Origin of the sequence: Fenollaria massiliensis (assembly GCF_000312505.2) — a bacterium.
Lineage (GTDB): Bacteria > Bacillota > Clostridia > Tissierellales > Peptoniphilaceae > Fenollaria > Fenollaria massiliensis.
In genome coordinates, this window is the sequence record NZ_HG326226.1 from 84,725 (window position 1) to 100,042 (window position 15,318).

11 protein-coding genes are annotated in these 15,318 nt (G+C 30.0%); 10 read left to right on the plus strand and 1 reads right to left on the minus strand.

What is annotated here, in order from left to right; genetic code table 11:
* The first annotated feature begins 10 nt into the window (after window positions 1–10).
* The 7 genes from BN30_RS04045 to BN30_RS08985 all read left to right on the plus strand — a co-directional run bounded on the left by BN30_RS04045 (window position 11) and on the right by BN30_RS08985 (window position 11,211).
* A complete protein-coding gene (locus tag BN30_RS04045) occupies window positions 11–2,185 on the plus strand; it encodes a KAP family P-loop NTPase fold protein (RefSeq protein WP_019214233.1) in 2,175 nt (724 codons plus the stop codon).
* Between the two features lie 56 nt (window positions 2,186–2,241).
* Entirely contained in the window at window positions 2,242–3,312 is a 1,071-nt protein-coding gene (locus BN30_RS04050) for a hypothetical protein (protein ID WP_019214234.1), read from the plus strand.
* 254 nt (window positions 3,313–3,566) lie between these two features.
* Complete coding sequence (locus tag BN30_RS09845; protein ID WP_026880652.1) at window positions 3,567–4,826, plus strand: site-specific DNA-methyltransferase; 1,260 nt, start codon at window positions 3,567–3,569, stop codon at window positions 4,824–4,826.
* A complete protein-coding gene (locus tag BN30_RS09595; RefSeq protein ID WP_019214236.1) occupies window positions 4,813–5,262 on the plus strand; it encodes a tRNA uridine-5-carboxymethylaminomethyl(34) synthesis enzyme MnmG in 450 nt (149 codons plus the stop codon). The genes BN30_RS09845 and BN30_RS09595 overlap by 14 nt, the downstream gene beginning before the upstream one ends.
* Window positions 5,259–6,725: a DEAD/DEAH box helicase gene (locus BN30_RS08975; RefSeq protein WP_034450421.1), complete on the plus strand. Its 1,467-nt coding sequence runs from the start codon at window positions 5,259–5,261 to the stop codon at window positions 6,723–6,725. Before BN30_RS09595 ends, BN30_RS08975 begins: the two co-directional genes overlap by 4 nt.
* A 2-nt stretch (window positions 6,726–6,727) precedes the next feature.
* Complete coding sequence (locus BN30_RS10310) at window positions 6,728–7,465, plus strand: hypothetical protein (RefSeq protein ID WP_242824746.1); 738 nt, start codon at window positions 6,728–6,730, stop codon at window positions 7,463–7,465.
* 5 nt (window positions 7,466–7,470) lie between these two features.
* Window positions 7,471–11,211, plus strand: coding sequence for a YobI family P-loop NTPase (locus BN30_RS08985; protein WP_019214237.1), 3,741 nt, complete (start codon window positions 7,471–7,473; stop codon window positions 11,209–11,211).
* 65 nt (window positions 11,212–11,276) lie between these two features.
* Here BN30_RS08985 and BN30_RS04080 read toward each other — a convergent pair whose 3' ends face one another.
* Window positions 11,277–11,963 carry a phosphoribosylaminoimidazolesuccinocarboxamide synthase gene (locus tag BN30_RS04080; protein WP_019214238.1) on the minus strand — a complete coding sequence of 229 codons (687 nt, stop codon included), beginning with the start codon at window positions 11,961–11,963 and terminating at the stop codon, window positions 11,277–11,279.
* 181 nt (window positions 11,964–12,144) lie between these two features.
* On the opposite strand from BN30_RS04080, the gene BN30_RS04085 reads away from it, so the two are divergent.
* From BN30_RS04085 to BN30_RS04095, 3 genes are read left to right on the plus strand one after another with little or no spacing between them, the layout of a single operon-like run.
* On the plus strand, window positions 12,145–13,083 hold the full coding sequence (locus BN30_RS04085; protein WP_019214239.1) for an ABC transporter ATP-binding protein: 939 nt from the start codon (window positions 12,145–12,147) through the stop codon (window positions 13,081–13,083).
* 55 nt (window positions 13,084–13,138) lie between these two features.
* The gene (locus BN30_RS04090) at window positions 13,139–14,182 is read left to right on the plus strand and encodes an ABC transporter permease (RefSeq protein ID WP_019214240.1); all 1,044 of its coding nucleotides are present in this window, start codon (window positions 13,139–13,141) and stop codon (window positions 14,180–14,182) included.
* Window positions 14,169–15,278, plus strand: coding sequence for an ABC transporter permease (locus BN30_RS04095; protein WP_019214241.1), 1,110 nt, complete (start codon window positions 14,169–14,171; stop codon window positions 15,276–15,278). The genes BN30_RS04090 and BN30_RS04095 overlap by 14 nt, the downstream gene beginning before the upstream one ends.
* Window positions 15,279–15,318: the final 40 nt, after the last annotated feature.

Here is a 15,318-nt window from a genome sequence, read left to right on the forward strand (position 1 = left end):
GAGGATATATATGAATTATAGTGCAGATAAACCTATAGTAAGTAAAGAAGGAGATTTATTAGGAAGATCAACATTTTCAAATAAATTAGCGAAAGCTATATACGAATATAATGATGATTCAGGATTAGTAATTGGTTTATTTGGTAAGTGGGGTACAGGTAAAACATCTGTAATAAATATGGCAGAAGAAGAACTCTTAAGACTTTCAAAAACTGATGATAACAAGCCATTAATTGTTAAATTTTCTCCATGGAATTATTCAGATCAAGATAATTTAATTAGCTTGTTTTTTCATAGTTTAAACAATAAAATACAAAATAGTGGCAATAAAAAAATAAAAGATACATTAGGTAATTTATTTAAGAATTATTCAGATGCTGTTGACGGATTAGCAGTTATACCAACAATTGGACCAGTGTTAGCCCCAGTGCTAAAAACTTTACTAAAAGTAACAGGTGATAATTTTACAAAAGCGCCTGATTTGGATGAGAGTAAAGAAAAACTTAAAAAGGCATTATTAGAAATTTCTAGCAAAATTGTAGTTGTTATTGACGATATAGACAGATTAAATAATTCTCAAATAAGAGATATATTTCAATTAGTAAAACAAGTTGGGGACTTTCCTAATGTGATATATGTATTACTAATGGATAGGGAAGTTGTTAGTAGTGCTTTAAAAGAAGTTCACAATATCGATGGCAATGAATATTTAGACAAGATAATTCAAGTTCCGTTTGAAATACCTGATATAAGTAAAGAAAAGCTATATTCAATATTACAAAAGAAGATTAAAAACGTTTATGAGAATCTACCTATTAAAGTTAAAATTGATCAAACATATATGAGATATGTATTAGATGATTGCGTTTATCCATACGTAAAAACATTAAGAGATGTAAATAGAATTATTAATATTTTTCAATTTAAATATGGGGCATTATATGAAGAAACTGCTTTTGAGGATATGCTTGCGCTTACAACAATTGAAGTTAAGGAACCTAAATTATATAATTGGATTTATGACAATAAAGACAATGTTTGTGGCGGTGTCAATCACGCTTTCTTTAAATTAAAAAACAAGGATATTAGTTATCGTACATTGTATGAAAACGAATTCAATGCTAATGGAATATATTCAAATGCTGCTATTAATTTTCTTAAAACAATATTTCCAACATTTGCAGATGATATCAATGAACATGTATATAAATATGTAAATAAGGATGATACTCGTGCTGGAATGAGAATATCACATGAGGAAAAATTTGATTTGTATTTTTCTTTTGATTTAGAAGCTGTTCAAGTATCAAGAAAAATAATAGATGAAAGCATTCATGATTATGATAAAGAGCAACTTATAGAAACTATAAAAAATATAAATAAAAGTGGAGAAATAAGATATTATTTAGAAGAGCTTAAATCTTTAATAGAATATGTACCAAATGATCGTTTACATTTACTATCATCTGTAATACTTAGTTTGATAGGAGAATTTAAAGATGAGAAAAGAGACGAGATTTTTAGTTTGTCAGCAAATAATTTGATTTATTGCATTTTAAATGATTTTTTCAAAAGATTTAGTGATAGTTCGGAGGGTTATGAAATTATTAAGAGTTCACTTGAAAAAGCTGACAAGGATAGTATCGGCGAATTTGCTATAATTATTAATAGGATAGAACTTTCTTATGCAAGACTAGTTGGAACATCAGAAAAAGAGTATGATCAAATAATAAGTTTAGATAAATTAGAAAATCTTGAAAATGTATATGTAAAAAAAGTTAAAGAAATTCTTAAAGATGAGCCAATATCTGACATCAACGAATTTTATATGGCATTATATTTGTGGGAATGTTTTGATAAAGAATCTGCATATAAATATTTGAATAATTTATTTAAAGATGATATTAACAAAATTAAATTTATCTGCTCTATGGCAGAGGAATGGACTAATACTGACAATGAAATGGGATGGAGCTTTTCATCAAATAGGTATGAAAAATATATTACTTCAGAAGAAGTATATGAATTAATTAAAAAATTAGATAAAATGAAACTTGAAAAATTTACTGATTTAGAGAAATTAAAAATTGCCGCATTTTATTTGAGCTATAAAAATGGTAGATTATATGATGTATCATTAGAAAAAGCACAAGAACTTTTAAAAGATTGGGAAACATCTGAGTAAAGAAGGATGTGCTATAAAATAGTTATTTTTTATAATGCATGATTAATGTGTGTTATATGTGGTATAATTATGATTATGAGGTGTATAAACTGAATATTAGAGAAAAAATTGTTTTAAACTTAATAATAGATGATGCTTTAAGTATTTACTCTTTATTTAAACATATAGAGTCAAGAAAAGATATGGACACTTACATTGTTGCTCTTACTCCAATTTTAGGATTATATGTTGAAGGAGCTGTTAAGTGGCTTAAAAGCAATAAAGAATTAAAGGACACTGTGCCAAAAATGAACCCGGAATGTAAGATTTTTTATGAAACGCTTAGAAAAAATACAAAGTTTTACGGAGAAGACATAATAGATATAGATAAAGAACTTAGAGGACAGTTTAATCAAGCAGATGATTATTTTTCGCAATCTATAAATATTTTTAACAAAGTTTTTTATTTACATGATAACTATGGGGTTACTTTTTTAATTAAAGATAAGATAAAAATACCAATGGCAAATACAATTGATTTTGCAAGTTTACTTCCAGATTTTACATTTGATTTAGAGTATGCAATAAAATTAAAGGATTATTTATTTTATGCTGGAAGTCTTATAAGTAAAATATTAGGCAAAGATTTAATGATTGACAAAAACCTATATAAAATAGATATGAAGATTAAATTTGTTAACAAAGACTATGGCTTTTTTATGAGAAGTAGTTTTTCTCAAAAATATAACCAAAATTTTATCCTTTTTAATTTAATTTGTAATATAAACTTTATTTTGTATGGATTAAATCAGCTTATAATTGAGGATGCACCTATTAAGCTTAGAGCTACTTACTTGCTATATTATTATTTATGTTCAATAAATTCAGAAATAAATGATTATTTTAACACAAGTTTTAATATAGACGATCGATATTCAGATAGCAAGGTAAGAAATGCATTGGCACATTATGGCTTATATCAAGCATTAGGCGATGACATTATTGAAGATGATTTATTTGGCGGACTAACTAATAAGTATTTTAATCTTAACTGGATTAATTTGCTTAAAGAACTAAATAATATATTGTTAGATTATAGAGATAAAATTTTGTTTTACTTAGAAAAGAATAATATACAAATAGTTTAATACATTGGGAGGAAATATATGAAATGCCAGGACTAGATGTAAATGATTTTATTGGTTCTATTCTTAATTGGTCAGGAGAAGTAGAAGTATTATATACAGATGAATACTTCAATGGCGTAAGCAATGAATAAAATTATAGTAAATAGAAACATGATGATAGATGTCAAGATATAAAAGTACTTGGCATCTATTTTTATAAGTTAAAAAGAATATTATGTGATATAATTAAATAAAGGATGATAGGAGGGTTAATTATGAGCAATTTATCTCAAGAAAAAAGAAAAGAAATGCTTGAATATATTAATAAGCTTAAAGAAATACACAAAGACGATGAAAGCATTATAGCACTTGAAAAGATAGAGACAGCATTAACAGAAAAGAAATATGGACTAGTTTGGGAAAAACATGAAGAAGAAGTAGATAAAAAACTTGTTCATAATATACCGGTCTTTACAGAAGTAGAAGAAAGAAAGATAATTGCAGATGAAAACGATGGATTTAATTTTCTTTTGGAAGGAGATAATCTTCACTCACTAAGACTTTTAGAAAAAACTCATAAGGGAAATATAGATGTAATTTATATTGATCCGCCGTATAATACTGGGAATAAAGATTTTATTTATGATGATAATTATATTGGAAGTGAAGATGGATACAAACACTCTAAATGGTTATCGTTTATGAATGAAAGATTAAGGATAGCTAAAAATTTGTTATCTGATCAAGGCGTTATTTTTATTTCAATTGATGATAATGAACAAGCACAACTAAAATTATTATGTGATGATATTTTTGGCGAAAAAAATTTTATAGGTAATTTACCTAGAGTAACAAAAAAATCAGGCAAAGATCATTCGGTTGGAGTGGCTAAAAATCATGATTATACAATTGTATATGCTAAAGATAGGGACAATGCTTCTTTTACTGGTATACCAGCAGAAGATACAGACTATCCTTTTAAAGATGAATACTATGATCAAAGGGGTGGATATAAATTAAATCAAACTCTGGATTACAATTCTCTTTGGTATAATCCTAATATGGACTTCCCAATCGAAGTTAAAGGAGAGTTATTTTATCCTGGTGGAAGTCAAGACTTGCATGATAAAAGACATTCAGGCAAACACAATCCTAAAGACTGGGTCTGGAGATGGAGTCTTGAAAAATTTAAGTTTGGATTAGAGAATGGTTTTATTGAAATTAAGGAAGGCAAAGAGAGAAGTAGAATATATACAAAAACATATGCTAATGCAACAATATCTAAAAAACGTCCATATACAATAGAATATATTGAGCGCGAAACGAAGCTTTCCTCTATAGCGCTAGTTGATAATATATTTTCTAATGATAATGCAAAAAAAGAAATAACCAAACTAGGTTTAGAAAAATTTGGATTTCCTAAACCCACATCACTAATAGTGCAATTAATTTTAACAATAAAATATGCACATAACATTCTTGACTTTTTTTGCTGGCTCTGGAACTACCGGACATGCAGTTATGCAGCTAAATAAAGAAGACGGCGGAAAGAGAAAATATATTTTATGTACTAACAACGAAAATAAAATTTGTGAAGAAGTAACTTATAAAAGGCTTCAAAACATACAAGAGGAATTACCGCATAATCTTAAGTATTTTAAAACAGATTTCATACCGAAATTTACAGAAGAAGAGGATATACTATCATTTAGGCTACTTGATCATATAAAAGAGATGGTAGAACTAGAAAACATGTGTGAAATTGATGGAGTGAACAGGGTTATAGTGCTTACTGATGAAGAGCTTAAAGAAAAACTAGAGACTATTAAAGAAGGAGCTTATCTATATATCCCAGCATATATATTGTTAACAAACGAAACTAAGAAAATTTTTGAAGAGAAAAAACTTAATTTAGTAGAAATACCAGAGTATTACTTTATGGATGAGTTAAGAGAGGCGAAGGAAATATGATTTTAAATTTATTTGACTTTCAAAGCGACGCTAAAAATTATTTGCTTGACAAGGTTAACGATCCAAGTTCTAAGCAAAGAATTATCGTTAAGAGCCCAACAGGATCGGGAAAAACTGTTATACTTATATCTTTTATAGAAGACTATCTATTATATAAAGATTCGAATAAAATATTTATTTGGTTAACACCGGGCAAGGGAGATTTAGAGGAACAATCCAAGGAAAAGATGGAAGCGATTTTGCCTAACGCTAAGACCGCAAACATTAGTGATGCTTTATTGCAAGGCTTTAAACCTGGTTACACTTATTTTATTAACTGGGAAATGATAACTAATAAAACAAATAATGCGCTAAAAGATAGTGAGAAGAAAAATCTATATGAAAGGATAGCTGAAGCTCATAGGGAGCAGTATTCATTTATAACTATAATCGACGAAGAGCACTTAAATAATACGGCTAAAGCTGATGATGTTTTGACTGCTTTTAATGCAGAAAAAGAGATTAGAGTGTCGGCTACTACTAAAAAGAACCCTATGGCTGAATACTATGAAATACCTGAGGAAGAAGTAATTAATTCTGGTTTAATCACAAAGGCTCTATACATTAATCCTGATATAGACATAGAGCAAGTTGATGACCTTGAGAGTGAAGCCTTTTATCTTTTACAAAAAGCTGATGATAAAAGAAAAGAAATTAAAAATGAATATATAAAGAACAATGAAGATATAAACCCACTTGTTATAATACAGTTCCCAGATATGTCAACTAGAATGATTGAATCAGTTGAGGAAATGCTTGATGGACTTGGATATAACTATAAAAATAAATTAGTAGCTAAATGGTTAAGTGAAAGTCAAATAAACACATATAATTTGGAAGAAAATAATGCTCAGCCGAACTTTTTAATAATGAAGCAAGCTATATCAACTGGTTGGGATTGTCCTAGAGCCAAAATATTAGTTAAGCTTCGTGAGAATATGAGCGAAAATTTTGAGATACAAACCCTTGGAAGAATAAGAAGAATGCCTAAAGCTAAGCATTATGAAAACGATTTGCTTGATTATTGTTTCTTATATACATTTGATGAAAAATATAAGGAAAGAGTTCTTCAAGGCGGCAACTCGTATGAAGTTAAGAGATTATTCTTAAAGGATAAATGTAAGAATTTTGAATTAATAAAACAAGTTAGGAACAAAGATTACAATGCCATTGACGAGGTGCTAATTAGAGACAGAGCTCATGATTATTTTGTCAATAAATATAAGCTTGGCAATGTAAAAGAAGATAATAAGAAAGCTATGGAGGCTTCGGGATATATATTTGGCACTTTAATTTACAGTACATTTAGGTCTGGAAAATTCCAACAACTCAAAGATATTCAAAATATGAAACTTGGCGAACATAAGCAAATATCTTATGAAGTTTCAACAACTGATCATGGTATTGACTGTTACATGCAGTAGACATGATTAAAAAAGTAACTGGAGTTCCTTCAAAAAAGATGAGGGCTATATTACAGTACTTATTCTACACAAATATGAGATATAATAAAAAGCTTTTAAATTTATCTAATCGCGAGTGGTATGCTTTTATGATTAACAATGCCTATAAACTTCGTGATGATTTTCAAGAGCTAGCAGCAGGAACTGATAAGAACTATATTGAATATCTTGAGGCAAAGACAAGTGTTTGGAAATTACCTGTTGAAGACTTTTATAAGTACGCTCCATATGAAACAGATATTGAAGTTTACGAAAAGAACGCATATAAAGACTATACCACTGCTATGACGGCTTCTAATTTTAGGTCTGAACCAGAACAGCTTTTTGAAAATTACTTAGAAAATAATGATAAAGTTGATTGGTATTATAAAAACGGAGATACAGGACAACAATATTTATCAGTTTTATATGGCAATAACCTAGATAAAGAATATCTTTTTTATCCAGACTATATTGTGAAGATGAAAAACGGAGATATTTGGATAATTGAGACAAAAGGCGGAGAAAGCAAAGGTAAGAGCAAAAATATTGATGAACAAATAGAAAATAAATTTAAAGCATTTAAATATTATGCTGAAGAATTAAGAAAAATTAAATGGGGTTTTGTAAGAGACAAAGATACAAGACTGTTTATCAACAACACAGTTTATACAGAAGACATGAGCAGTGAGCATTGGCATAGATTAGAAGATGAAATTTAGGATAGGTGATTAAGATAGAAGATAATAAATTTAAATTTAATGCACTAACACCAGAAACATTAGATGAAAATAAAAAGGTTTATACGGATGCTCTTGACAGTGCTTTTAATAATGATGAGGTTAAAAACATAGCCATTACTGGTATTTATGGAGCTGGTAAAACTACAGTATGGAGAACATATGTAAAGGAAAGAGACCTAAGCAATATAATTACTGTTTCTTTGGGTAAGTATGAGGATTCTTTTGATTACGATGAATGTATTTCAAAATTTGATGAACAAGATGTAGAAAATGATAATAATAACCAAAGCGTAGAAATTTGTGATGAATATAAAAAATCTGATTTAGATAATGATAATAGAATTGAAAAGCAGATAATAAATCAAATCCTATCACAAATAGATCCTAAAACAATACCTTTAAGTAAATATAGGTACAAGATAAATAAGACTAGAAAAAAAACAAATATACAGATTATAAGCTCAATATTTTTTATAGTTGGACTTTTGTTATTATTATTAAGCAAGCCAATGATTGAAGCGATGCGAGAAATAAATAGTAGCTTTAAATCTATACTTTACTTTATTACAAGCGGTTTATTAATAACAGCACCGTTAATATATTTTCTTAATGTTATTTTCAAGGAAAACAAGATTAAAATTTCAAAAATAAATTTCAGAGGTGCTGAAGCAAATTTTGATGAAGACTTTGAAGAAGAGACTATACTTGATAGAGATATAAAAGAAATAGTATATTTGTTAAGGAGTTCAGGAGCAAAAGTTGTTGTAATTGAGGACTTAGATAGATATGACAATATAAATGTATTTACAAAACTTAGAGAGCTTAATTTTTTAGTAAATAAATATTCTAGCGTAAACGGGGATAAAACTCCTATTAAGTTTGTTTATATGATTAGAGATGGTTTGTTTTTTTCAAAGAATAGAAGTAAGTTTTTTGATATGATTATCCCAATAGTTCCAGTTTTAGACTCTAGTAACTCTGAAAATATTTTAATAGATAATTTAAAAGGATTTGGAGAAAAACTTGATAAAAAATTTTTGTATAAAATATCTCTTTATATAGATGATATGAGGCTATTAAAAAATATAGTTAATGAATTTGCTGTATATAGCAGGGTTCTTCAAATGGAAGAATTAAAATTATCTTATAATAAGCTATTTGCCTTAATTGTTTTAAAAAACATATTTCCTAAAGAGTTTGACGAACTACAAGAAGATAGGGGGTATATTTATAATATAATTAATAATAAGGAAGCATTAATAAGTGATTTTGAAAGTGACTTAGAAACAAAAATAAAAGAAATTGATACTAATATTAGTAAGAAGCAAGATAGTCTTGAAAGCAAAAAATTTGAAGTTATGGCAGCAAAGATACCACCAGAAGTAAGAATTGATGAAACAGGATATAAGAGCTGGGTAGATGTATTGAAAGTTATGTATAATGATCAAAGTAAGAAGCTTAGATTTGATTATCATCATAATTATAATTCTAGTAGTTCTGGATATTATGATTATAAAGAATTTGTGGAAGAATTTAATTTGCTAGATGAAAAATCTAAAAAGTATATTAATAAAAGTAACAATGATATACTTAAAGAAATAGATAGGTTAAAATCTGAAAAAGATAGTCTAGCAAAAGAAATTATAGAGCTTAAAACAATAAGTTTAAAAACTTTATTGTCAAAATTAAGCACAGTCAAGCTAGATGAATATTTTATTGTTAATGAAAGCAAAATAACTAGTAGTCACTATTTTAATTTAGTTAAGTATTTAATATTAGATGGTCTTATTGATGAAACTTATGATTTGTATAAAGGCTTATTTTATAAGGGGAGCTTAGGCGTAAATGATACTATTTTTATGAAAAACTTGCTTGAATCTGCTGAGCAAGATATTTTCTTTGAGTTAGAAAATCCTAAAGAAGTCCAATATAGACTAGATATTGACGATTTTAGAAGACACAATATTTTAAACAAAGATTTACTTGAGTCATGCATAAATTTAAAGAGTGTTAATGAAATTACTAAAACAATGGAATCTGTTGATGAAAATGATAACTATAGTCTTTTAGTACAAATTTTAAACGCATATCAGCCTAAAACAATAACAATATTTGTGGAAAAATTATCTCAAATAAAAAATGAATATTTAATAAAATTACTAAATGTATGTGATGTAGAAAATGATTTTGTATACAACAATCTATTGAAGTCAATATTTACTAGCGATATGTTTACTAAAGAAAGATTGAGTCAATTCAGTTCATATCTTGAAAATTATGAAAAAATTGTTTCAGAGATTGAAGATAGTGATATTGATAATTTTATAGGCAATTTATCTTCGGCTGAAGTAGAGTTTGAAGACCTAAGCAAGTGTAAAGCAAGTAGTGAAAGAATGATGAAATTAGAAAATATAAATGCATTTAAGCTTACGGTTGACAACGTTTTATTTATAAGTAAATTATTGCTAAACAAAGAGATTGAATATGGCAAGTTATTAAGTGAAGTGTTTGATTCAGAAGTTCTTAAATCAACCAAAGAATACATTGATGATAATTTTAACTCATTTATAGAAGAGTATATTGATAAAAATCTAAATAATGAAATGTATGATAACGATGAAAACATATTAGTAAAAATTATAAATTCTGACATATCTGTTGAATACAAAAACAAATATTTAGAAAATAATGAAACTGTTCTCACAGAACTATCTAAAATCGCAGAATTAAAATCAAACTTATTTATAGCAGAAAAAATGTTAAATAAAAATACTGTTTTATTTAACAAAGAAAATATTAAATTATATTGGGACGTTATTGATAAGTATAATAAGAATTTTACAAATTATTTTGACAAAAATATAAGTGAAGAAAATGCTGAAGAAATTTTTAATTATGTCGAAGGTATTAGCAATAAATTTATTAATTCTACGTTAGTTAGTGATAAAGTTTTTGGATTTGCTATACATTATGCGAATGAACCGATAGACAAGATAAATAATATTTTTAGTAAAGAAAGAGTAGTAAAGCTAATAGATAAAGACTTGCTTTTAATTAACAATGACAATCTTGAATTTTTAGTAAAAAACTCCTATGATGACGTACTAGTTCATTGGGCAGAACGCTGGGATGATGCATCAGAAAACGAAGCTATGAATATACTTTTTAGTCTTGAATTAAGTGATAAACAAATTTACAAATTAGTAAATAGTGAGATTTCAGATGATAATTCAATGAGGCTTTTGGACAAGCTTCCTGATGGAATCAAAATTAAAAATATAGATTTTTCTAAGACAAATATCATAAAAAAATTAATTAATAAAGGACTAAATGATGATAATATAAATTACATTTGCTTAAAATTTAAGAATTTCACAATAAAGGATGAATTTGTTAATTATCTAGAAAGAGATAATAAATTCGATATCATAAAAAATGAAAATCTTAGCAAGTCATTTGTAAACTATATTTTTAATGATGAGGCAATATCTTCTGATTCAAAGATTGACGTTATCATTACAAAAATAAAAGCTCATTCAAGCATAGAAGAGTTAAAAGAACTTATTTCACAAGTTGAAGAAATTTCAGAATTAGCTAAGGTCTGGAGTGATAAGTGGCCAGAATTAGATAATAATGAAAAAAAATTGCTTAGCGAAGAGCTTTCAAAAGCTGGATATGTTATAATATTTAAGTATAAAGATAAAACTAGGATTAAAAAAATTTAAATAACCCACACAAAAAAGGCTACCTCCACGGCAGCCCTTTTCCTTTTCCTTATCCATTATCCCATTTATTTAGTGTCTTCTAGCAATATCTTTTCCAATTTAAGTGGTTCTACGTACTCGTCTCCTTTGTAAGCACGCATATTGCCGCCTGATATTTCATCTATTAGAGCGACTTTACCATCGACCATACCGAACTCGAATTTTATGTCGTACAGCTCAAGGTCTTTTTTTGCTAGTTCTTCTTTTACGAACTCGCCTATCTTTTTAGCAAGGCCTACAAGCTCGTCGTACTCAGCTCCTGTCATGATGCCTAGGATTTCTAGTGCATCTTTTGTAATTAGTGGGTCGTTTCTGTCGTCGTCTTTTAGTGTGATTTCAACGTATGAAGGTAGTTTCATGCCGCTCTCTGCGTATTGGCCGTAGCGTCTAATGAAGGAGCCAACTGCTCTGTATCTCACGATGACTTCAACGCCATTACCAAAAACTTTTGCTTTTCTAACTACTGCTTCGTTTTTCTCTGGATCTGCTGAAACGAAGTGTGTGTTTAGTCCTTTTGCGTTTAATTTTTCATAAAAGAACTTTGTTAGTAGGCAAGCGCTATGTCCTGCGCCTTCCATTGTTAAGCCGACTTGGTTTTGGCCTGGGTCGAACACGCCGTCTTTGCCTGTTACGTCGTCTTTAAATTTTAATAAAACTTCTTTTTCGTTTAGTTCGTAAACGTCTTTTGTTTTTCCTTGGTATATCTTTTTCAAAACTATTACCCCCAATCTTGCCTATATTGTATGACTTATATCTGATATTGTCAAGTGATATGGGTCTCTTTATGATAATATTATTCGTCTTAGACATATTTACATGCGTTTTACATAATTTTTATACTATTTTAATGGTTTTGGTGATATAATTATATCAATGGTAATATAGGAGGTAATTATGGATACTGTTATAGAGGTTAGGGGTCTTGTTAAAAAATACAAGGAGCTCACTGCTGTGGACAATTTGGATTTGGACGTAAAAAAGGGCGAGATACTTGGTCTGCTTGGTCCCAATGGTAGTGGTAAATCGACGACTATAAACTGCATTTTGTCTCTTCTTAAGAAGGATGCGGGCACTGTGAAGATTTTTGGCGAGGAGATGAGCGCTGATGCATACGATATTAAAAGAAGGATAGGCGTTGTTTTTCAAGACGTTGCTGTTTATGATGAGCTAAGTGTTTACGAGAACATCGACTACTTCTGCGGTCTATATATTAGTGATAAGGCTGAGAGGAAGGCGCTTGTACAAAGGGCGATTGACCTTGTTAGTCTTAATGATTTTGTAAAATTTAAACCTAAAAAGCTATCTGGTGGTCTACTAAGAAGGCTTAATATTGCTTGTGGCATTGCTCACAGACCTGAGATTATCATTCTTGACGAGCCGACTGTTGCTGTCGACCCTCAATCAAGAAACAATATCTTGGAAGGGATCAAAAAGCTTAACGATGAGGGCTCGACCATCATTTACACTTCGCACTATATGGACGAGGTTGACTTTTTGTGTGATGATATAGTCATAATTGACAAGGGCAAGGTCATCGCAAAGGGCACTTCTGAGGAGCTTAAGGACATGATCACTATGAATGAAAAGATTAGCTTTACATCGAAGGAACTTAATGAGGATCTTATTACAAAGATCAAGGCTCTTGATAATTTGCTTAGCTTTGAGAACAAGGATGGTTCTGTCAAACTAAGCTTTTCTCATGGCGATGGCTACCTAATGAATTTAATCAAGCTTCTTGATGAGAATAAAATTCACTACAGCTCTCTAAATGTTGAAAAACCAAGTCTTAATGACGTTTTCTTGGAATTAACTGGCAAAGATTTGAGGGATTAGTATGTGGCTGCACTCATTTAAAAATACATTTAGATACCTTTTAAGGCAGAGGGCAATGTTATTTTGGGCTTTAATATTTCCTATAGTTCTAGGAGTATTCTTTAAGCTTGCCTTTGGCAATATCACTGAGATGGATAAGTTCAAAACCATAGACGTGGCTGTGAATGAAAACCTTATGAAGGATGAGAATTTTAAACGTTTTATGAAAGAGATGGAGGACGAGGAATATTTCCATGTGACTGAAGCTAGAGATAGGGATGTTTTGGACGAAAAAGATGCTCCTAAGGCCTACATCGAATCAATGGACAAGATTTACACTAAGAAGTCGGGCATATCTGAGACTATAGTTGAGACGATCATGAATGTGTATTCACAAAAGTTCTCTATGATAGCTAGGATAATGCAAAAGGATCCGACTACTGATTTAAGTAAAATTGTTGGTGTAGATGATCATATAAAAGATGTTTCGCGTAAAAATATGGATATGACAAACACTTTTTTCTACACGCTACTTGGCATGACAGCAATCTATGGCTACATGTGGGGTATGTTTGTCATTTATCAATACGAAGCAAATCTATCGACTAATGCAAAGCGTAATGCAATTTCACCAACAAAGAAGAGCACTATGCTATCGGCATCGCTTTTGGTCAGTTGGATTATTAACTTCGTCATAATATTGATATTTATTATTTATTTAAAATATGGTCTCGGGGTTGACTTTGGCGGTAGAGCCCTTCCACTTATTGTGCTTAGCGCACTAGCGTCACTAAGTGGTGTTGCCTTTGGCGTCTTGCTTGGCGTTTCAAATAAGGCAAGTTTAGACACGAAGATTGGTTTAGGCATCGCCATAACTATGCTTATGTCGTTTTTAGCTGGTATGATGGTATCGGACTTAAAGATAATTATTGCTGAGAAGGCACCCATCATCAACAAGTTAAATCCAGTTGCAATAGTGACTGATGCGGTTTATTCGTTATACTACTACGATTCGATGGCAAGGTTTAATTGGGATATGATTAATCTAGCTTTGATTACTTTGTTATTCGTAGTGGCTTCACTATTTTTCATGAGAGGTAAAGAGTATGAAAGTCTTTAAAAATTATTTCAAAATAGTATGGGCTCACAAGACAGCCATAATTCTTTATACGATTATTTTTGCAGTCATAATGAGTTTTAGTACAAAGGGTACAAAAGAGGCCTCTTATAAAAGTATTGATGTAAGAATATATTTAAAAGATAACGCTAACACAAGCCTTTCTAAAGCACTTTGCGATTATTTAAATACTAACGCAAAACCTATAGACATGGACGAGTCTTTGGTAGAAGACAAGCTTTTCTACGCCAATATTAGCTGTGCGCTTGAAATACCTAAGGACTTTGATCAAACGAAGAAAGTTTTATATAAGGCGGCACCAGATGAGATGTACGCTATGAGCGTTAAGGAGAAGGTCAATATCTACTTAAGTCAAGTAGCTGCTTACGAGGCGGCAGGCTTTAGCGAGGAAGATGCCATTAAGTATACTAAAGAAGATTTGGATAAAAAATTTGATGTTGAGATAAAAGAAGGCAGCGTCGATACTAAGAGAGATAATTCACGTATTTACTTTAACTTCCTAAATTATGTTTTACTTGCACAAGCCATCATGGTTGTAGCGACCATAGTCAAAGTCTATAGGAAAAAGCCTATATTAATGAGAAATCTTGTATCGCCTATGCCAAGAGCGAAGATTAATTTTCAAATGATGCTCGGTCACATCGTTACGGGACTATTCTTATGGCTACTATATATGATACTTTTCGTGCTTATGTATAAGTACGACTTTACTAAGACGCACATCAATCTTATGATGCTTAACTCATTTATATTTACGATTACAGTAGTCACTATGTCAGTGATGATAGCAAGCGTAATTAAGAGCGAAAATGCCATCTCAGGCGTGATGAATGTAGTTTCACTCGGCTCGTCATTCTTGTGCGGTGCCTTTGCTCCGCAAGAGCTGCTTGGTGATACAGCCTTGACATTAGGAAGAGTCTTTCCAGGTTTTTACTACATTCAGAGTAACGACATGCTTATGGAGAAGCCAGAGTTTAGCACTATGCTTCCGAATGTATTAATAATGGTTGGTTTTGCAGTGGTATTTATTGTTATTTCGGTGGTTGCAAAACCAAAAGCAAACGACAATATAAACTAATTTTAAATTAAATTTGAAAATATTTATTATAGCGTTCACA